Raw genomic sequence first — 18,825 nt, 5'->3', positions numbered from 1 at the left:
CATGGCGCAAGCACAGGTCGTGGTGATCGGTGGCGGTATCGCAGGGCTGGCCGCGGCCGCGTTTCTCAGTGGGGCGGCAGGCGGGCCCGCGCGGGCCCGGGTGACGCTGTTGGAGGCGTCGGAGCGGCTCGGCGGGAAGCTGTCGGGCGGCGAGGTCGGCGGGGTCCGGGTGGATCTCGGGGCCGAGTCGATGCTGGCCCGGCGACCGGAGGCGGTCGAGCTGGCGCGGGCGGTCGGGCTGGGCGCGGAGCTGGAGCCGCCGACCACCGCCAAGGCCGCGATCTGGACGCGCGGCGCGTTGCGGCCGCTGCCCGGCGGGCAGGTGATGGGCGTCCCGGGTGACCTGGAGGCGCTCGCGAAGTCCGGGGTGCTGACCGCCGAGGGGCTGGAACGGGCCCGGCACGAGGGCTCCGGCGAGGGCGTCGCGGACGACGTCGCGATCGGGCGCTACGTCGCCGACCGGCTGGGCCGCGAGGTGGTCGACCGGCTGGTCGAGCCGCTGCTGGGCGGCGTCTACGCCGGGCACGCGGACGAGATCTCGCTGCGCGCCGCCGTGCCGCAGCTGCTGGCGATCGCCCGTGGCGGCGGCTCGCTGGTCGAGGGCGTGCACGAGCTGGCCACCCGGCCGCAGACCGTCTCGACCCCCGTCTTCCAGGGCCTGCGCGGCGGTATCGGCACCCTGCCCGGGGCGGTTGCCGCGGCCTGCGCCGACGCCGGCGTCGAGCTGCGCACCCGGACCGCCGTGGAGGAGCTGCGGCGCACCGCGGACGGCTGGCGGGTGGTGACCGGCGACGGCGCGACGCTGCACGCGGACGCCGTGGTGCTGGCCGTGCCCGCGCCCGCCGCCGCCCGGCTGCTGCGCACCGACGTGCCGGGGGCGGCCGCCGAGCTGGACGGCGTCGAGTACGCGGGGATGGCGCTGGTCACCCTGGCGTTCCGGCGGGCCGACCTGCCGGAGCCGCCGGCCGGCAGCGGGTTCCTGGTGCCGCCGGTGGACGGCCGCCGGATCAAGGCGTCCACCTTCTCCTCCAACAAGTGGGGCTGGCTGGAGCGTTCGGCCCCGGACACCTTCCTGCTGCGGACCTCGCTGGGCCGGCTGCACGAGGAGCAGGCGCTGGACCTGTCGGACGAGGAGCTGGTGGCGCAGTCGCTGGCCGACCTGGGCGAGGCGATCGGCCTGACCGCCCGGCCGTACGACACCGCCGTCACCCGCTGGCGGGCCGGCCTGCCGCAGTACCCGGTCGGCCACCTCGACCGGGTGGCGCGGATCCGGGCGGCGGCCGGCCGGGTGGGCGGGCTGGCGCTCTGCGGGGCCGCGTACGACGGGGTGGGCATCCCGGCGTGCATCGCGAGCGCGCGGACGGCCGTCGACGCGCTCGACAAAGTGTTGACCCCGCTGACCGGGGAGAACGTCACGGAGAGGACAATGGGCGCATGACTGAGACCGTTGAGCAGCAGCCGGAGCAGCAGCCCGAGAAGAAGAAGGCGCGCGACCTGAACCAGGTCATCCGCTACACCATGTGGTCGGTGTTCAAGCTCAAGGGCGCGCTGCCCGAGGACCGCACCGCGCTGGCCGCCGAGGTGGACGAGCTGTTCGACCAGCTCGCCGCGAAGGACGTCACGGTGCGCGGCACCTACGACGTGTCCGGTCTGCGGGCGGACGCCGACATCCTGGTCTGGTGGCACGCGGCGGACTCGGACGACCTCCAGGAGGCGTACAACCGCTTCCGCCGCACCGGCCTGGGCCGTGAGCTGGAGCCGGTCTGGTCGAACATGGCGCTGCACCGCCCGGCCGAGTTCAACAAGTCGCACATCCCGGCGTTCCTCGCCGACGAGCGCCCGCGCGACTACGTCTGCGTCTACCCGTTCGTCCGCTCCTACGAGTGGTACCTGCTGCCGGACGCCGAGCGGCGCGCGATGCTCGCCGAGCACGGCCAGATGGCGCGCGGCTACCCCGACGTGCGGGCCAACACGGTGGCCTCGTTCGCGCTCGGCGACTACGAGTGGCTGCTCGCCTTCGAGGCGGACGAGCTGCACCGGATCGTCGACCTGATGCGCGACCTGCGCCCGTCCCGCGCCCGGCTGCACGTCCGCGAGGAGGTGCCGTTCTTCACCGGCCGCCGCAAGCCGGTGAGCGAGCTGCTGGCCGGCCTGGTCTGAGCCCGGCCGAACGAGGGCCGGTTCCCCCGGGAAGGGGGAGCCGGCCCTCGGCGTGTCCGGTGACCCCCGGCGGTGCCGACGACGAAGCCCTCCAGGCGGTCGGCGCCCGGCAGCGAGCGGTGCAGCCGGACCAGCCCGCCGTCCCGTACGGCCAGGTCGAGGGCGGGGACGGGCGAGGCGGGGCCCGGGGTTCGCCTCATGCCGCGAGTCTGCCGGGGGAGGCCGGGCGGCGCACCGGGTTTCCGGTCAGTGCCGGTGGCGCAGGGCCGCGCGCAGGCGCGGGTCCGGGACGGCGGCGGGGCCGATCATGGCGACGGCGGTGAGCAGTTCGCGCTCGTCGTCGTCGCCGAGGCCGTGCTGGCGGGGCGGGCGGACCTCGCGCAGGACCTCCTGGCCGATGGGGGAGGCCCAGCGGGTGTACGGGTAGACGTCGACCCGGGCCATCAGCAGGGTGCCCGCGGTGAGGACCAGCGGCAGCGAGAACCAGGCGAGCGGCGCCAGCGCGTCACCGTCCGAGAGGCCGCCGACGGCCACGGCGCCGGCCATCAGGACCAGCGAGAGCAGCAGCGCCTGCCGGACCTGCCGGATCACCAGGACGGTGCTCTGCTGGACCGGTGCCGGGGTGGCCAGGCCGGCCAGGGCGAGCCGGCCCCCGATCTCCAGCACGGTCGGGTGGGCGGCCATCGCCCGGCGCAGGTCGTCGGTGCGGCACTGCCCGTCCGGGCCGACGGTGGCGATGACGGCCCGCTCCAGCCGGCTGCGGCCCTTCGGATCGACCACGGTGGTCCAGCCGGTGTGGGCGAGGTGCAGCCGGCCCCGGGAGGCCATCAGGACGAGTGCCAGTTCGACCACCCGGTCCGGTCCGCCCGCCAGGTAGGCCGTCTCGTACAGGCCGATCCCGACCGCCTCGGGCGGCCGGGGGCCCTCCTGGTCGGCGAGCGCGTCGGCGGTGGCGGCCATCCGGACCAGCCGGATGCAGGAGAGCACCGCGGCGGCGCAGGCCGGGATCAGGAAGAGCAACCACATGGGCTTGTTGTAGACCCGCCTTCGCTCCGGGCGGAACGGATTCCCGGACCGCGATACCGAACTGTGACTCGGGAGGCCGGTGGGAGTTCGAGGACGGACCCTACGAGCCGCAGGAGCTGCCGCCGCAGCTGGAACCGCAACTGGAGGAGGACGAGGAGCCGCAGCTGCTGGAGCTGGAGCCGCAACTTGACGAGGAGGACGAGCCGCAGCTGCTGGAGGAGGAACCGCAACCGCTGGAGGAGCCGCAGCCCGAACCGGAGGAGCCGGAGTCGGTCGAAGCACCGCACCAGGTGGCCGGGCTGGAGCAGGAGGAACCGGAGGAGGACGCCGAGGAGGAGGACACGCCGGCGGCGGCCCTGGCGGCGGCCTCCTCGGCCGCCGCGGCGGCGAGCATCGCCTCCTGGAGCTCCGCGTCCTCCAGCCCGGCCGCGGCCAGCCCGCCGAGCGCGATCGCGCCGAGCAGCGCGGCGCCGGTCGCCAGGGGCGCCACGGCGTCGGCCGGCGTCCACGGCTTGCCGGTGTCCATCAGGGCGAGCTGGCGGCGTCCGGCCGGCGTGATCCGGCCCTTGAGCGGCCAGGAGACGATCACTGACGCCAGTCCGACGATCAGCAGGACCGCCGGGATCCAGAGCGCCGGGCGGTCCGCTTCGCCGTTGTCCAGGACGTAGGCGAGGACGGTGCTCAGCACCACGACCAGCAGGGCCAGCCAGAGCGGTCGGCGCGCCACCTTGGCCCGGCGCAGCAGGACGGGGTTGCGCAGCAGCCCGCGGTGGGCGAGCCCGTCGCCCAGCTTCTGGACGGCGGCCGAGCGCATCACCGCGCGCCGCAGCGGGGCCAGCTCGCGCTGCCCGGCCGGGCCGAGGGCCTCGATGATCGCCTCCTCGACGGAGTCGTACGGCCGGCCGCCGGTCAGCGTGACCAGGCCGTCCCGGTTGACGACGAGCCGGCCCGACTGGTGCATCCGGACGAACGCGGTGTCGAAGACCCGGCCGGGCCCGCCGGAGAGGAAGGCGGTGTCGAGCAGCGGCAGCCCGCGCCCGGGCAGGCCCTTGGCCTGCGGGACCCTCTGGGCCGCCTGCTTGGTCTGCGGTGCGTAGAGCGCGGCGGCGACCAGCAGGACGGCTGGTACGAGGAAGTACGTGTTGTGCCACATGGGCGGATTCCCCCGGGTGGTGAATGAAGCGGAGATCGGGTCAGTGGTGCCGGCGGGCGGGCCGCAGGGCCCGGCGCAGGCGGGTGAGCGGGCCGGGCGACGTCTGCGGGGCGGGGCCGCGGAGCCACTGCCCCAGGGCCTGCCGCTGGTCCGGGCCGAGCCCCTCCCCGGGGCCGTAGGCCGAGGTGTTGCCCAGCGCCCATGCGGCGAAGGCGCGGGCGTCCGCGCGGTACCCGCCGGTCTGCGGGTGCCGGCGCGCGAAGGCGAGGAACAGCGGCCCGTACTGCGGCCCGAGCAGCCGGGGCAGCTCCGGGGCCACCTTGGCCGTGGTGTCCCTGCGCTTGTGGGCCAGTCCCAGTGCCTGGGCGTGGACCTGGGCCTCGTCGAAGCCCGGCGGGACCGGCCCGCCCGCCACCAGGGCGGCCAGCAGGGCCTCCTGGCGCTCGGCCAGCCGGGCGCGGGCGGCGGCGAGGTCGCCGTCCTCCGGTGTCGTCACGATCGCCGGGCCCCCTCCAGTACGCGCCGGACGGCGTCCAGTTCGGCGGCCAGCTCCCCGGGCGGCGGGAAGTTCGCGTCCCGCTCCAGCAGGACGCCGGGCGGTGCGACCCGCGCGCACAGCTCGGCCAGCACCTCCAGCACCGGCTCGGTGACGGGGTGCGCGTGCGTGTCGTGCCAGACGCCGTCGACCAGCCGCCCGCCCGCCACGTGGACGTAGGCGAGCGCCTCCAGCGGCAGGCGGTCCAGCTCGGCGGCCGGGTCCACGCCGAGGTTGACCCGGTTGGTGTGCAGGTTGGCGACGTCGATCAGCAGCCGGACACCGGTCCGCTCGACCAGCTCGGCGAGGAACTGCCCCTCGGTCAGCTCGTCGTCCGGCCAGGCCAGCTGGGCGGCGATGTTCTCCAGCGCCAGCGGCACCGGCAGCTGGTCCTGCGCGATCCGGACGTTCTCGGCGATCACCGCGAGCGCGTCGCGCGAGCGCGGTACCGGCAGCAGGTGCCCGGCCTCCAGGCCGCCGGCCCGGACGAACGCCAGGTGCTCGGTGACCAGCGGCGAGCCGAGCGCGCCGGCGGTCTCGGCGAGCCTGTCGAGGCGGGCCGGGTCGGGCCGGTCGGCGCCGCCCAGGCCGAGCGAGACGCCGTGCGGGACCACGGTGACGCCGCGCTCCCGCAGGATCCGCAGCGACTGCGGCAGGTGGCCGGCGCAGACGTTCTCCGCGACCACCTCGACCCAGTCCAGGCCCGGCTGGCGCTCGACCACGATGTCGATCTCGCTGCGCCAGCCGAGGCCGACGCCGAGCGTGCCGGCCTGCGCGGGGGTGGCCGTGGCGGGGGCCGGGGCGGCGGTGGCCCGGTCGGGTGCGGTGCCCTTCACGGGCGCTCTCAGGGCAGGGGAGGTCATCGGTGCGCCCCCTTCGGAGGGCTGGGTGGGAAGCCGTCGGCCGGCGCGGGCGTCGTCGCCAGGGCGGGACCGGGCTGTGTTGCTGAGGATGTCCCCGGACGCGGCGACTGCCAAGCCTCACCCGGTCATCTCAGAGCATTATTTGAGCTTGCCGGCCCGGTGACGAGCGACTCCAACCCCCTCCCGGCCACGGAACCGCAGGTGGGGGGGTAAATCGGAGGTGAACCGGGGCCGCGGCGGGCTACCGTGGCGCACCTATGACGACTCTGACGATCCGTGACTTCCGCCCGGCCGACGCCGGGGCCGTGGCCGCCGCCCACAGCGCGGGGCGCGAGCACCTGGTGCTCACCCCCGAGGTGGTCGTCTGGATGGACGCCAACCTCCCGGCCGGGCGGCACCACCGCACCCTGGTGGCCGAGCTCGACGGCCGGGTGGTCGGCGCGCTGCGCTGCGGCCTGGTCACCGGCACGACGACCAGGGGCGTCGGCTACGCCAACGGCAGCGTCCTGCCGGCGTACCGGCGGCGGGGTGCGTTCACGGCGCTGCTGGCCGAGGCCGAGGCGTACCTGGCCGGGCACGGCGTCGTCGAGCTGCACAGCTGGGTGGACGAGGAGCCGGGCGCGCTGGAGTTCGCGGCGAACCGGGGCTTCATCGCCGGCCGGACGGCCCACTTCGCCCGCCGCGACCTGTCGCTGCCGCTCCCGGCCGCCCCCGCACTGCCGGCCGGTGTCGAGCTGCGCCCCGCGAGCGAGTGGGTGGAGGACCCGTACCCGATCTTCGTCGTCGAGGCGGACGCGATCCGCGACGAGCCGGGCGAGGTCGCGATGGACGCCGCCGACTACGAGGAGTTCCTCCACGGCGACTGGGCCCGGCCGGACCTCGACCGCGAGCTGACGACGGTCGCCGTCCTGGACGGCGAGCCGGTCGCGTTCAGCGCGGTGCAGACGGACGGCGCGGACCGCTACTGGTCGGCGTTCTCGGCCTGCCGGCGGGACTTCCGGGGGCGGGGCCTGACCAAGCTCGCCAAGCTGGAGTCGCTGCGCCGGGCGCAGGTGGCGGGCTACCGGCGGGCGTACACCAGCAACGACGCGACCAACGCGCCGATGCTCGCCATCAACGAGTGGCTCGGGTACGAGCGCTGCGCGAGCGAGCGGAAGTTCGTCAAGCGGCTGGACGGCTGACGGGCGGGCCGGGGGAGGCCCGCCCCGCCGGCCGTCCAGGCGCGGGGCGGGGGGCTTCACTCGAAGGGGTGAAGTGGGCGCATTGCCGACGCCGGGCGCCGGGTGGACGGCGATGCCGGGAGTTCCCGGTGTTCTACGGGGCATCACCTCTCGGCAGACAGTTCGTGCCCGAGTCTTCCGCGCGGGGGATGCTATGGAGATCCTGCTTCAGGTCCTGGTCGGGTTCGTTCCGGCGGTCATCGGTTTTCTCGCCGCCCGCTCGCTCGCCCGCGCCCGGCTCTTTCTGCAGTACGGCTTCCTCCGTGCGCTGCTCGCGCCGTACAGCCGGGTGCAGATCGTCACCCCCGGCATCGAGGTGGCGGAGTTCGCCTTCGCCAAGGACGGCCGCCGGCTGACCAGCCGGGGCCCGAGGAACGTCCTCTTCATGCCGATGGCCGAGGCGCGGGCGATAGCCCAGCTCATCGACCTGCTGCGGAAGGTCAACCGGAAGGCGACGATAGAGCTGGTCGCGGCCGGCTCGCAGGACCCGAGGATGCCGACCTTCTCGATCGGCGGCCCGAGCGTCAACCGGTACTCGGCGAGCGTGCTCGGCGCGGCGTTCCCGGACTTCTGCATCGAGTACCCAGAGGCGGCCCGCGCCCGGTGGGGCGGGATGACCTTCGAGGCGCAGTACAACGCGGCGGACGAACTGATCCGGGACCACGGCTTCGTCTTCGTGACCCGTACCTCCCGGCAGGCGCCCTGCATCGTGGTCTGCGGGGTCTTCGCCTTCGGTTCGGCGATGGCGGTGGAGGCGCTGGCGGCCACCGGCCGGAAGTCGCCGCTGGCGGCGCTGTTCCGCAGCGGGGAGAAAGGATTCGCCGCCGTCGAGGGCCGGGTCATCGGTCTCGACACGGTGGACGTCACGGTGGAGGTCTGCCGGATCCTGCCCGCCGTCTGAGCCGCGGGCGGGAACCGGGTGCCGTCCGCCGTGGATCCGCGTGCCGGGCGCCGTGGATCCGCCGCTTCGGGTCCGCCCGGGAACGGGAAGTCGGCTGGTCCGACCTCCCGCGTTCACCGGTCCGTCCGTCCCCGTGCATTGAGACGAAATGGGCCGGACCGTGCCGGTGCGAAGTAGGACAGGTCAGGATGGTCCGGGACAGGAAATGGCTTGAATCACAAGTCTTTTGCTCCCATACCTGTCACATCATCGGCATAATCGCGCATATGACGATCAGCCGTGCGAACGTGAGCGCGATAGCCGAGGACCTGTACGTGTGGCTTCCGCCCAAGCGCGGCTGGGGGCTGGCCAACTGCGGACTGCTGGCCTCGCCGGGGACCGCGCTCTGGATCGACACGCCCTACGACCCCTCCCTCGCCGCCGAGTTCCTCGCCGAGAGCCGGCAGCGGCTGGCCGACGGCGTCACCGTCGACCGGATCGTCGTCACCCACGCCAACGGCGACCACCTCTGGGGCGCGGGCGTGCTCCCGGACGCCGAGGTGATCGCCACCCGCGAGGCGCTCGGCCACATCCACTGGGAGCCGAGCCCGAAGCAGCAGCACGCGCTCGTCACGGGCAGCGACCCGGCCTCGCTGCTCGGCGGCTACCTCCAGCGCCACTTCGGCCAGTTCGACTGGTCCGAGACCGAGCCCGTCCACCCGCAGACCGTCTTCAGCGGCGAGCTGGAGCTCCGGGTGGGGGAGTACCCCGTCCAGATCACCGCACTGCCGTCCGCGCACACCGGCGGCGACCTGATCGTCCACCTGCCGCACCAGCGCGCGGTGTTCACCGGCGACGTGATCTTCGGCTCGACACCCGAGCAGCCCGGCGACCACCCCTCGCACTGGGCCGGCCCGCTGGAGAACGTCATCGGCGCCTGCGAGCAGGCCCTGGCCACCGGTGCCGAGATCTTCGTCCCCGGCCACGGCCCGGTGCTGGACCGCTCCGGAGTCCGGGACCACATCGCCTACCTCGGCTACGTCCGCGAGCGCGCGCACGCCCTGCACGAGGCCGGGATACCGGCGCTGGACGCCGCCCGGCGGATCATCGCCGAGCAGCGCCACCCCGAACTCGGCCTGCCCGAGCGGCTGGTGCTCACCGTCGCCGCCGAGTACCGGCACCTGGACGGCAGCGAGGTGCCGAACGTGCTGGAGGCCATGAGCCAGGTCGCCCTGGTGGCCAGGGAGCTGGACGAGGACGCCGGCCGCCCGTCGCGGCCCCGGTCCGGGCAGGACGCCCCCGCGTCGGCCTGACCCGGCGCCCGCGCCCGCTCCGGCGCACCCCCACCCCCTTCGATCGAGGACGTCCGAGGTTCGATGATGCAGACCGCGCTGCTCGCCCTGGCAGTGCTCGCAGCCGCCGCGCTCGCGGCGGCCGGTGTCCTGGCCCGCTTACGGACCCGCGCACTCGTCCGGGCCGTCGCCGCCGAGACGGCCGCCGCCCACGGCGAGGAACGGGCCCGCGCCGCCGACGGCCGGCTGGCCCGGGGCGAGCAGCAGCTCCGCGAGGCGCAGGCGGTCACCCGCCGGGCCACCGAGGAGGCGCAGCGCACCGAGACCCGGGCGCTGGCCGCGGAGGGCAGGGCCCGCGAGGCCGCCCAACGCACCGCCGAGGCGGAGCACCGTGCGGCCGAGGCCGAGCTGCTCGCCCGCGCGGCCGAGGACCGCACCGCCGAGGCCGTCCGCCGGACCGCCGAGGCCGACGATCGGGCCCGCGCCCTGCTGGCCGAGATCGGCCACCTCGCCGCCGAGCGGGTGAGTGCCGCCTCACTGCGGCTTCTCCACCCCAGCGCTCCCGCCGACGGCCCGCTGGACCCGCAGGCCGTCGGCCCCGAGGCCGTGCGGCTGCTCCAGGCCGTCCTGGACGCCGCCACCACCGCCGTCACCGACGAGCGCGAACGGGTCGACGCCGCCGCCCGCGCCGCGATGCGCGGCGCCACTTCCAAGATCCAGACGCTGCTCTACCAGATCCAGAGCCTGGTCCAGCAGCTCCAGCACGACAACGACGACCCCCGGCTGCTGGAACTCGACTTCCGCAACGAGGTCGCGCTGCGCCGGATCCAGACCATCGCGGTGCTCTGCGAGGCCTGGCCCGGGCTGGCCCGGACCGACTCGCCGCTGGCCGAGGTGGTGCTCGGCGCGCTCTCCCGGGTGCCCGGCTACGCCCGGATCAAGGTGGCCAACCACCTGCGGGAGAACCGGCTGGCCGTGGTGGCCCGGGCGGCGGAGCCGCTCGCCATCACCATCGCCGAGCTGCTCGCCAACGCCACCGCGTACTCGCACCCGGAGACCGACATCCCGGTCACCGTCCAGCAGGGCGGCCGTGGCGCGCTGGTGATCATCGACGACAGCGGCATCGGCATGGAGGAGGACCAGCTGGGCCGTGCCCGCCGGCTGCTGGCCGGTCCGCCCGAGGTGCTGCTCACCGAGCTGGGCAACCCTGCGAAGACCGGCTTCGCGGTGGCCGGCAAACTGGCCCGGCAGTACGGCTTCGCCTGCCACATCGAGATCTCGCCCTACGGCGGCATGCGGACCATCGTGCGGATCCCGGCCGGGCTGCTGACCGTGGTGGACGCGGAGCAGCCGCTCTCGGTGCTCACCCCGCTGCCGCTGCGCGCCGGGGCGGGTCCGGCGCCCGCGCCGACCGTGCAGGTGGTGCCGGCGCCGTACGACGAGTCCGATGACCAGAACGGGTACGACGGGCCGGACGGGCACCACCTGCCGACCCGGCACGCCGCGCCGGCCATGCACGTCGTGCCGCCGGTGCACGAGGTGACGCCGGGGCCCGCCGCGCCGTCCGACGGCAGCGGCCTGCCCACCAGGCGCAGGCGCCAGCCGCTCGCCCAGCAGCCGGCCGTCGGCGCCGCCCGGGCCACCACCGCCCGGGGCACCGGGGGCGCCTCGACGGGTGTCCCGACGGGTGCGCCGGACGACACGCTCACCGGCCCGGCCGGGCGGACCCCCGAGGAGGCCGCCGCCCGCTGGCAGGCGCTGCAACAGGGCACCGGCTCCGGCCGGGCCGCCGTCGCCCGGGCGGAGTCCCTGGACGTCGGGCAACGGGCCGCCGAGGCCCTCCCGGCCGCCGCGCGCCCGGCCACCGGCGGCTCCGGCACGACAACCCCGGCCGCCGTCGGCACCGCCGACCGCACCGGCTCCGATGCCGCCGGCCCCGACCGCATCGACCGCACCGGCCCCGACCGCACCGGCCCCGATGCCGCCGGCCCGGGCCCGACCGGCCACCGCCCCGCCCAGCCCTCCGAAGGAGCCGAGCAGTGAGCAGCACGTCCAGCCTGACCGCCACCGACGAGATCTCGTGGGTGCTGACGCCGTTACTGGAGCTGCCGGGTGTCCTGCACGCGGTCATCGCGACCGGCGACGGCCTCGTCGAGGGAGCCTCGGACGGCCTCGGCCGCGCCTCCGCCGAGCGGGTCGCCGCGATGACGGCCACCGTGCACGCCGCGGCCCGCGCGTTCACCACCGCGTTCACCGACACCGAGCAGCCCCGGCTGGCGCAGACCGTGGTCGAGTCGGACCTGGGCTTCGCCATCGTCGTCCCGGCCGGTGAGAACACCTCGCTGGCGGTGTTCACCACCCCGGAGGCCCAACTCGGCAACGTGGCCTACCAGATGCAGGTCCAGGTCGCCGCCCTGGGTCACGCCCTGGCGAGCCCGGCCAGGCGGCAGGACGCCAGCGCCCGGTCATGACCGCCGTACCCCGCAGGAGGATGGTCCCTGCCTATCTGGCCACCGGCGGCCGGGCCCGCCCCGGCACGGAGGGCTTCGAGCGGCTCACCGTGCTGCACGCCACGGGCGCCGAACCGCCGCAGGCGTTGCAGGACCTGGAGGGCGAGCACCGGCGCCTCTGGGAGCTGCTGCAGCCCGGCGCGCTGACCGTGGTGGAGGCCGCCGCCCACCTGCGGCTCCCGGTCAGCGCCACCGTCTTCCTCGCGGCCGACCTGGTCGAGGCGGGCTGTCTCCGGGCCCGCGCCCCGATCCCCCGCGCACAGCAGACCGACCGCTCCATCGTCGAGAGGCTCCTCGTTGGACTCCGCACTCTCCGGTAGCCCCGCCGGCCGCCGGCCGGGCGCCCAGGCCCAGGCCCAGGCCCAGGCTCCGGGTCAGGCCCAGACCCAGGCCCAGGCGCCGGCTCAGGGCCACGCCCAGGCCGGTCGGACGGGCCGGGTGGGTTACCTGCCCGACCGGGACCAGACACTGATGAAGCTGGTCGTCGCCGGCCCGTTCGGGGTCGGCAAGACGACGCTCATCCGCACCCTCTCGGAGATCCCGACCCTCCACACGGAGGAGGCGATGACCGAGACCGGGGCCCCCGTCGACGACACCGCGCTGTTACCCGGCAAGGCCACCACCACGGTCGCGGTCGACTTCGGCCGCCTGACCCTGCCCGGCCAGGTGGTGCTCTACATGTTCGGCACCCCCGGCCAGCGCCGCTTCTTCCCGCTCTGGCAGGACATCGCCCGCGGCGCCGTCGGCGCCCTGGTGCTGGCGGACACCCGCCGGCTGGCCGACTCCTTCGAGATCATGGACATGGTCGAGGAGCAGGGCCTGCCGTACGCGGTCGCCGTCAACTGCTTCCCGGACGCGCCCGGCCACGCGGTCGACGTGCTCCGGGCGCACCTGGACCTCCACCCCGCCACTCCGCTGGTGCTCTGCGACGCCCGCGACCGCGGCGCCAGCCTGGACGCGCTGATCGCGCTGGCCGAGCACGTCCTGCACGGCCTGCCCGCAGCACCCGACGCCGCCCCGGAGCAGCCGTGACCAGCACCGACACCACCGGCACCACCGGCGCCGACACCACGGGAGCCGGCCCCACCGGCACCGGTGCGCACGACGGACCGATCGCGTTGTACGGCCCGGAGTTCGCCGCCGCCCCGAAGCTCGTCTACGACCGGCTGCGCCGCTACGGCCCCGTCGCCCCGGTGGAGCTCGCCCCCGGGGTCGAGGCCCTGCTGGTCACCGACTACCAGGCCGCACTGGACCTGCTGCGCGACACCGACACCTTCTCCAAGGACCCGCGGGCCTGGCCGGAGACCGTCCCGCCGGACTCGCCGCTGCAGCCGATGCTCGGCTTCCGCCCCACCGCCTTCTTCACCGACGGCGCCGAGCACGCCCGCTACCGCCAGGTGATCACCGACGGGCTCGCCCTGCTCGAACCGCACCTGCTCCAGCGCCGGATCGCCGAGGTCGCCCACCAGCTGATCGACGCCTTCGCGGCCACCGGCTCGGCCGACCTGATCGCCCAGTACGCGCGCCGGCTGCCGGCGTTCGTCTTCAACACCTGGTACGGCGTGCCGGAGGAGCACAGTGCCCGGCTGGTGGCCGGCATCGCGGACATGGTGGAGTCCACGGAGCAGTCGGTCGTCGCCTACACGGACCTCGTCGCGGTGGTGACCGAGATGGTCGCCGAGCGCCGCACACGGCCCCAGCGCGACCTGACCTCCTGGTTCCTCACCCACCCGGCCCGGCTGGACGACGACGAGGTGGTCCGGCAGATCACCCTCACCATGATCGCGGGGCACGAGCCGACCGCCAACCTGATCGGCAACGCGCTGCTGCGGCTGCTCACCGACGCCCGCTACGCCGGCTCGCTGTTCGGCGGCGCGATGACCGCGCACCAGGCGATCGACGAGGCGCTCTGGCACGAGCCGCCGATGGCCAACCTCTCCGCCCACTACCCGCGCTACGACGTCACCTTCCACGGCCGCGAGATCCCGGCCGGCTCGCTGGTGCTGGTCTCCTACGCGGCCGCCAACTCCCAGGCCGCGCCGTCCACCGAGGGCACCGGGCTGGGCAGCGGCCAGTCCGCCCACCTGGCCTGGTCGGCCGGCCCGCACGCCTGCCCGGCCCGCGACCCCGCGCTGCTGATCGCGATCACCGCCATCGAGCAGCTCACCAGCCGCCTCAGCGACCTCGAACTCGCGACGCCCGCCGGCCACCTGCTCTGGCGCCCGGGCCCCTTCCACCGGGCCCTGGTGCACCTGCCGGTCCGCTTCCAGCCCGTCCCGGGGTAGCCGGCGGGCGGTGGGTACGACCACGGGCGCACGCGGGCCCGGGGACCGGACGACGGTTCCCGGGCCTGCGTGCACGCGGGGTCAGCCCTCGTCGGCCGGCTTCAGTGTCAGCGAGATGCTGTTGATGCAGTACCGCTGGTCCGTCGGCGTGCCGTAGCCCTCGCCCTCGAAGACGTGCCCGAGGTGCCCGCCGCACCGCGCGCACCGCACCTCGACCCGGCGCATGCCGAGCGTGGTGTCCTCGATGTACTGGACGCGGTCCCCGGCGAGCGGCGCGTAGTAGGACGGCCAGCCGCAGTGGCTGTCGAACTTGGTCTCCGAGCTGAACAGCTCGGCGCCGCACGCCCGGCAGCCGTAGACGCCGACCGTCTTGGTGTCGGTGTACTCGCCGACGAACGGGCGCTCGGTGCCGGCCTCGCGGAGGACGTGGTACTCCTCCGGCGTGAGCTGGGCGCGCCACTCGGCGTCGGTCTTCTCGATCTCGTAGCTCATCACACGCTCCCGGTCGACAGGTCCTCAGACGTTGGTGGCGACGTTCGCGAGGTGCCCCAGGCCCTGCCCCAATTCTTCCAGGATGGCCGGCCCGAGGTTGGTGACGTCGCCCGCGCCCATGGTCAGCAGCAGGTCGCCCGGGCGGGCCAGGCCGGCCAGCAGGGCGGGGGCGGCGTCGAAGGCGTGCTCGGGCGTGACGTCGGCGCCGGCCCGCTTGGCCGCGTCGATGATCAGTTCACTGGTGACACCGGGGATCGGGTCCTCGCGGGCCGGGTAGATGTCGAGGACGACGGAGGCGTCGGCGAGGGCGAGCGCCTGGCCCATCTCCTCGGCGAGCTGCTGGGTGCGGCTGAACAGGTGCGGCTGGAAGACCACCAGCACCCGGCCCGCGCCCTCCAGGCCCTCGCGGATCGCCTCCAGGTCGGCGGTCATCTCGGTCGGGTGGTGGGCGTAGGAGTCGATCACCTGGACGCCGCCCGCCTCGCCCTTGAGCTGGAGCCGGCGCCGCACGCCGGTGTAGGCGCCGAGCGCCTTGGCGAGGTCGGAGGCCGGGACGCCGAGCGCGACGCCGGCGGCCAGCGCCGCGACCGCGTTGTGCGCGTAGTGCCGGCCGGGTACCGAGACGGTGAAGGCCAGCTCGGCGCCGTCCAGCAGGACGGTGACCTCGCTGGTCATGCCGCGGGCGACCACCGACAGGACGCGGACGTCGGCGTCCTCGGCGGCGCCGACGGTGACCACGTTCAGGCCCTCACGGTCGGCCACCCGCGAGGTCAGCTCGCGCGCGCCCGCGTGGTCGGCGGAGACGACCAGGGTGCCGCCGGGGGTGATCCGGCCGACGAAGGTCTCGAAGGACTCGTAGATCTCGTCGATCGAGGCGTAGTTGGCGTGGTGGTCGAGCTCCACGTTGAGCACGATCGCCACCTCGGGCGCGTACTTGTGGAAGCTGCGGTCGCTCTCGTCGGCCTCGGCGACGAAGATCTCGCCGGTGCCGTGGTGGGCGTTGGAACCGGGTGCGTCGAGGTCGCCGCCGATCGCGTACGAGGGGTCGAGGCCCAGCTCGCCGAGGGCGACGGCCAGCATGCTGGTGGTGGTGGTCTTGCCGTGGGTGCCGGCCACCGCCAGCGCCCGGCGGCCGCCCATCAGCGCGGCCAGCGCGTCGGAGCGGTGGACGACCGGGATGCCTCGCTCGCGGGCGGCGGCCAGCTCCGGGTTGTCGGCGCGGATCGCGCTGGAGACGACGACGCTGCTGACGCCCTCCGGCAGGTTCTCGGCGGCGTGGCCGATGTGCACGTCGGCGCCGAGCGCGCGCAGCGCCAGGACGGTCTCGGACTCCTTGGAGTCACTGCCGGAGACGCTGGCGCCGCGGACCGCGAGGATCTTCGCCAGGCCGGACATCCCGGCGCCGCCGATACCGATGAAGTGCGGGGCGTGCAGGTCGTGCGCGGCGTCGTTCAAGGCGGGGCTCCGTACGGGCGGGGGCAGGACAGGGGGACAGCTGGGGTCGGACGTGCGAATCGTCCTCGCGGACGGGCCGCAAGGACGATTCTGCACCACCGGCGGGTCGGCTCAGGAGTCGCTGGCGAACAGCCGCAGCACCGGGACGCCCACCTTGTGCCGGGCCTGGGAGGCCCAGTCGCGGTGGAAGAACTCCTCCACGAAGTGCGGCGAGGTGAGCACGACCACCTCGTCGGCCTCGTGCTCCTCGACCGCGGTGCGCAGCCGCTCCAGCGGCTTCTCCTCGACCAGCTCGCCGACCGCCTCGGCCCCTGCCGCGCGCAGGTGGCGCAGGCTGTGCTCCAGCGACTCGCTGGCCACCGTCGGCCCGCTCTCGGACTCGTCGTGCTCGTGCACCACCTTGTCGAGGTGGCCGAGCGCGACGTCGTCCAGGGCCCGCAGCAGCTCGTCCTGCTTGCCGCGCGGCTGCATCAGGACGACGAAGGACACCTTCTCGTCGCTGTGGAGCGTGGTGACCAGCTCCACGTCGTCGTCGGAGAGCGCCTTTTCGATCATCAGTACCGTCTTGAACACGTGAATCCCTTCCAGTGGCCGGCCCCCGGGCCCCGGCATCGCATCCCATACTGCCCGGCGGAAGCTTTCCGCACGCTTCCCACCCGTCACACGGGCCACGCGGACGAAGGCTCCCGACCGGGATCGGGATCACATTCCGGGGATCACGGGGTCGGCGAGGCCGAGTGCGGGTGAAGACGCAGGTAGCGGGTGAAGAGGAATCCTTTCTGCTCGATCAATGAGACCAGCCGCATCCGCTGCACGTCAGGCATTTGCGCATCGTGGATGATGCGCGGCGCGTCGCCGGCCGTGATCAACGGCGCCAGCGACAGACACAGCTCGTCCAGCAGCTCCTGGGCCGCCAGCTGTCCCAGCAGCCGCGGGCCGCCCTCGCTCAGCAACCTCGTCCAGCCCCGGGCGGCCAGCGCCGCGACCGCCGCCCGCAGGTCCACCGAGCCGCGGCCGGCCTGCACCACGTCGGCCACCTCGGCCACCGCGCGCAGGCTCTCCGCCGGGGCGTCCTCGGTGGTGATCACCACCGTCCGCACCAGCGGCTCGGTGAACAGCGGCGCCGCCAGGTCCAGCCCCAGCGAGCGGCTGACCACCGCGATGGCCGGAGCCGGGGCCTGCCCGGCCGCCCGGCGCGCCTGCGCGAACTCGGCCCGCGCCCGCCCGGGGCGGTAGCCCTCGGCGCGAACCGTCTCGGCACCCACCAGCACCACGTCCGACAGCGCCCGCAGCACCCCGAAGATCCGCTTGTCGGCGTCCCCGGAGAGCCCCTCGGAGAGCCCGTCCAGCTTCGCCCCGCCGTCCAGGCCGGACACCATGTTGGCGCGCAGCCACGGCCGGCCGTGATTCACCTGGTCGGGGTACGCGTAGACGGCGGCCAGCGACTCCAGCGAGGCCGGATCGGCGAAGGACTGGGCGAGCGGGCTGATCAACTGTTGCATACCGCCAGTCTTCCACCGGCCTCCACCGGTGGCCCCGCCCTGAGGCGTGCACGACCAGGCGTACCCTCTACTACCGTGCCCGCAGCAGCCCCACACCCCGACGCCGCGACCGAGACCGGGTCGATAACCCCCGCCCCCGTCGCGCTCACCGACCGGCGCCCCGTCGTTCCCGCCGAGCGCCTGGTCGCCGAGATGGTCCCCCCGCCCCGCTTCTCCGACGTGAGCTTCGGGACGTACATCCCCGACGCGACCCAGCCCAGCCAGTACGAGGCCGTGCAGGTGCTGGAGCAGTTCGCCGGCACGCTCAACAGCGTCAACGGCGCGGCCCCCAAGCGCAGTTGGTTCCGCCGCAGCGCCCCCGCACCCACCGGCCCGGCCGGCGTCTACCTGGACGGCGGTTATGGCGTCGGCAAGACCCACCTGCTCGCCTCGCTCTGGCACGCCGTGCCCGGCCCCAAGGCCTTCGGCACCTTCGTCGAGCTGACCAACCTGGTCGGCGCGCTCGGCTTCCAGCAGGCCGTACAGACCCTCTCCGGCCACAGGCTGCTCTGCATCGACGAGTTCGAGCTGGACGACCCGGGCGACACCGTCCTCGTCTCCACCCTGCTCGGCCGCCTGGTCGAGAACGGCGTCAAGCTCTGCGCCACCTCCAACACCCTGCCCGAGAAGCTCGGCGAGGGCCGGTTCGCCGCCGCCGACTTCCTGCGCGAGATCCAGGGCCTCTCCGCGCACTTCCGCCCGATGCGGATCGACGGCCAGGACTACCGCCACCGCGGCCTCCCGGACGCCCCGCCGCCCTACGCCGACGCGCACGTGGACGCCGTCGCCGCCCGCACCCCGGGCGCCTCGCTGGACGACTTCGGCGCGCTGCTGGACCACCTCTCCGCCGTCCACCCCAGCCGCTACGGCGCCCTGCTGGACGACGTGCAGGCGGTCTGCCTGCGGGGCGTGCGGCAGGTCGACGACCAGTCCACCGCGCTGCGCCTGGTCGTCCTCGCCGACCGGATGTACGACCGCGAGCTGCCGATCACCGCCTCCGGCATCCCCTTCGACCAGGTCTTCCCGGAGGAGATGCTCCGCGGCGGCTACCGCAAGAAGTACCTGCGCGCCGTCTCCCGCCTGGTCGCCCTCGCCCGCGACAGCGCGAAGGGCTGACGCGGGGGCCGGGCCCGTGGCCCCGGCGCAGGATCACGCGTTGGCACCCGTGTTGTCAGTGATGGGTCGTACGGTGGACTCGTGCGACCCATCACGAGTATTGAGCGGTCAGAGGCGCCCTTCGAGGTCGTCAGCCCCTTCCAGCCCAACGGCGACCAGCCGGCGGCCATCGCCGAGCTGGAGCGCCGGATTCGCGCGGGGGAGAAGGACGTCGTCCTGCTCGGTGCCACCGGTACCGGCAAGTCGGCCACCACGGCGTGGATGATCGAGAAGCTCCAGCGCCCCACTGATGGCGCC

Annotated in this window: 17 protein-coding genes and 2 pseudogenes; 12 read left to right on the top strand and 7 right to left on the bottom strand. The window is 74.6% G+C overall.

Annotated elements, in window-relative coordinates; genetic code table 11:
* The first annotated feature begins 1 nt into the window (after window position 1).
* The gene (hemG, locus tag C2142_RS11600) at window positions 2-1,438 is read left to right on the top strand and encodes a protoporphyrinogen oxidase (protein WP_148642566.1); all 1,437 of its coding nucleotides are present in this window, start codon (window positions 2-4) and stop codon (window positions 1,436-1,438) included.
* Complete coding sequence (hemQ, locus tag C2142_RS11595; protein ID WP_148642565.1) at window positions 1,435-2,160, top strand: hydrogen peroxide-dependent heme synthase; 726 nt, start codon at window positions 1,435-1,437, stop codon at window positions 2,158-2,160. Before hemG ends, hemQ begins: the two co-directional genes overlap by 4 nt.
* Before the next feature lie 246 nt (window positions 2,161-2,406).
* On the opposite strand, the gene C2142_RS11590 is transcribed toward hemQ, so the two are convergent.
* From C2142_RS11590 to C2142_RS11575, 3 genes and pseudogenes are all read right to left on the bottom strand, one after another.
* The gene (locus tag C2142_RS11590) at window positions 2,407-3,186 is read right to left on the bottom strand and encodes a TIGR04222 domain-containing membrane protein (RefSeq protein ID WP_148642564.1); all 780 of its coding nucleotides are present in this window, start codon (window positions 3,184-3,186) and stop codon (window positions 2,407-2,409) included.
* 100 nt (window positions 3,187-3,286) lie between these two features.
* The gene (locus tag C2142_RS11585; protein ID WP_148642563.1) at window positions 3,287-4,339 is read right to left on the bottom strand and encodes a TIGR04222 domain-containing membrane protein; all 1,053 of its coding nucleotides are present in this window, start codon (window positions 4,337-4,339) and stop codon (window positions 3,287-3,289) included.
* A 40-nt stretch (window positions 4,340-4,379) separates the two neighbouring features.
* A pseudogene (locus C2142_RS11575) lies at window positions 4,380-5,737 on the bottom strand (DUF692 domain-containing protein).
* A 257-nt stretch (window positions 5,738-5,994) separates the two neighbouring features.
* Here C2142_RS11575 and C2142_RS11570 point away from each other — a divergent pair.
* The 8 genes from C2142_RS11570 to C2142_RS11535 all read left to right on the top strand — a co-directional run bounded on the left by C2142_RS11570 (window position 5,995) and on the right by C2142_RS11535 (window position 13,924).
* Window positions 5,995-6,918, top strand: coding sequence for a GNAT family N-acetyltransferase (locus tag C2142_RS11570; protein ID WP_148642562.1), 924 nt, complete (start codon window positions 5,995-5,997; stop codon window positions 6,916-6,918).
* Between the two features lie 193 nt (window positions 6,919-7,111).
* Window positions 7,112-7,858, top strand: a complete 747-nt coding sequence (locus C2142_RS11565; RefSeq protein WP_148642561.1) for a hypothetical protein — start codon at window positions 7,112-7,114, stop codon at window positions 7,856-7,858.
* A 266-nt stretch (window positions 7,859-8,124) separates the two neighbouring features.
* Window positions 8,125-9,150 carry an MBL fold metallo-hydrolase gene (locus tag C2142_RS11560; RefSeq protein WP_148642560.1) on the top strand — a complete coding sequence of 342 codons (1,026 nt, stop codon included), beginning with the start codon at window positions 8,125-8,127 and terminating at the stop codon, window positions 9,148-9,150.
* Between the two features lie 63 nt (window positions 9,151-9,213).
* A complete protein-coding gene (locus C2142_RS41515; RefSeq protein WP_148642559.1) occupies window positions 9,214-11,172 on the top strand; it encodes an ATP-binding protein in 1,959 nt (652 codons plus the stop codon).
* Window positions 11,169-11,600: a roadblock/LC7 domain-containing protein gene (locus C2142_RS11550; protein WP_241002520.1), complete on the top strand. Its 432-nt coding sequence runs from the start codon at window positions 11,169-11,171 to the stop codon at window positions 11,598-11,600. The genes C2142_RS41515 and C2142_RS11550 overlap by 4 nt, the downstream gene beginning before the upstream one ends.
* The gene (locus C2142_RS11545; protein WP_148642558.1) at window positions 11,597-11,959 is read left to right on the top strand and encodes a DUF742 domain-containing protein; all 363 of its coding nucleotides are present in this window, start codon (window positions 11,597-11,599) and stop codon (window positions 11,957-11,959) included. Before C2142_RS11550 ends, C2142_RS11545 begins: the two co-directional genes overlap by 4 nt.
* A gap of 151 nt (window positions 11,960-12,110) precedes the next feature.
* Window positions 12,111-12,671 carry an ATP/GTP-binding protein gene (locus tag C2142_RS11540; RefSeq protein ID WP_148644712.1) on the top strand — a complete coding sequence of 187 codons (561 nt, stop codon included), beginning with the start codon at window positions 12,111-12,113 and terminating at the stop codon, window positions 12,669-12,671.
* An 80-nt stretch (window positions 12,672-12,751) separates the two neighbouring features.
* Entirely contained in the window at window positions 12,752-13,924 is a 1,173-nt protein-coding gene (locus C2142_RS11535) for a cytochrome P450 (RefSeq protein ID WP_148644711.1), read from the top strand.
* Window positions 13,925-14,005: 81 nt separating this feature from the next.
* Here C2142_RS11535 and msrB read toward each other — a convergent pair whose 3' ends face one another.
* From msrB to C2142_RS11515, 4 genes are all read right to left on the bottom strand, one after another.
* Complete coding sequence (gene msrB, locus C2142_RS11530) at window positions 14,006-14,416, bottom strand: peptide-methionine (R)-S-oxide reductase MsrB (RefSeq protein ID WP_148642557.1); 411 nt, start codon at window positions 14,414-14,416, stop codon at window positions 14,006-14,008.
* Between the two features lie 24 nt (window positions 14,417-14,440).
* A complete protein-coding gene (gene murC, locus C2142_RS11525; RefSeq protein WP_148642556.1) occupies window positions 14,441-15,871 on the bottom strand; it encodes a UDP-N-acetylmuramate--L-alanine ligase in 1,431 nt (476 codons plus the stop codon).
* 111 nt (window positions 15,872-15,982) lie between these two features.
* The gene (locus tag C2142_RS11520; RefSeq protein WP_148642555.1) at window positions 15,983-16,444 is read right to left on the bottom strand and encodes an indole-3-glycerol phosphate synthase; all 462 of its coding nucleotides are present in this window, start codon (window positions 16,442-16,444) and stop codon (window positions 15,983-15,985) included.
* Window positions 16,445-16,587: 143 nt separating this feature from the next.
* Window positions 16,588-17,373, bottom strand: coding sequence for a pyrimidine reductase family protein (locus tag C2142_RS11515; protein WP_148642554.1), 786 nt, complete (start codon window positions 17,371-17,373; stop codon window positions 16,588-16,590).
* A 75-nt stretch (window positions 17,374-17,448) separates the two neighbouring features.
* Here C2142_RS11515 and zapE point away from each other — a divergent pair, with 75 nt between their 5' ends.
* Both zapE and C2142_RS39620 read left to right on the top strand, forming a co-directional pair.
* The gene (gene zapE, locus C2142_RS11510) at window positions 17,449-18,528 is read left to right on the top strand and encodes a cell division protein ZapE (protein WP_148642553.1); all 1,080 of its coding nucleotides are present in this window, start codon (window positions 17,449-17,451) and stop codon (window positions 18,526-18,528) included.
* A gap of 81 nt (window positions 18,529-18,609) precedes the next feature.
* Window positions 18,610-18,825: pseudogene (locus C2142_RS39620) on the top strand (DEAD/DEAH box helicase family protein); the annotation flags it as partial.

This window comes from Streptomyces sp. CB01881, assembly GCF_002953255.1.
Classification (GTDB): Bacteria; Actinomycetota; Actinomycetes; order Streptomycetales; family Streptomycetaceae; genus Kitasatospora.
Note: the sequence above shows the minus strand (reverse complement) of the source record. Positions and strands in the feature narration are given on the sequence as shown.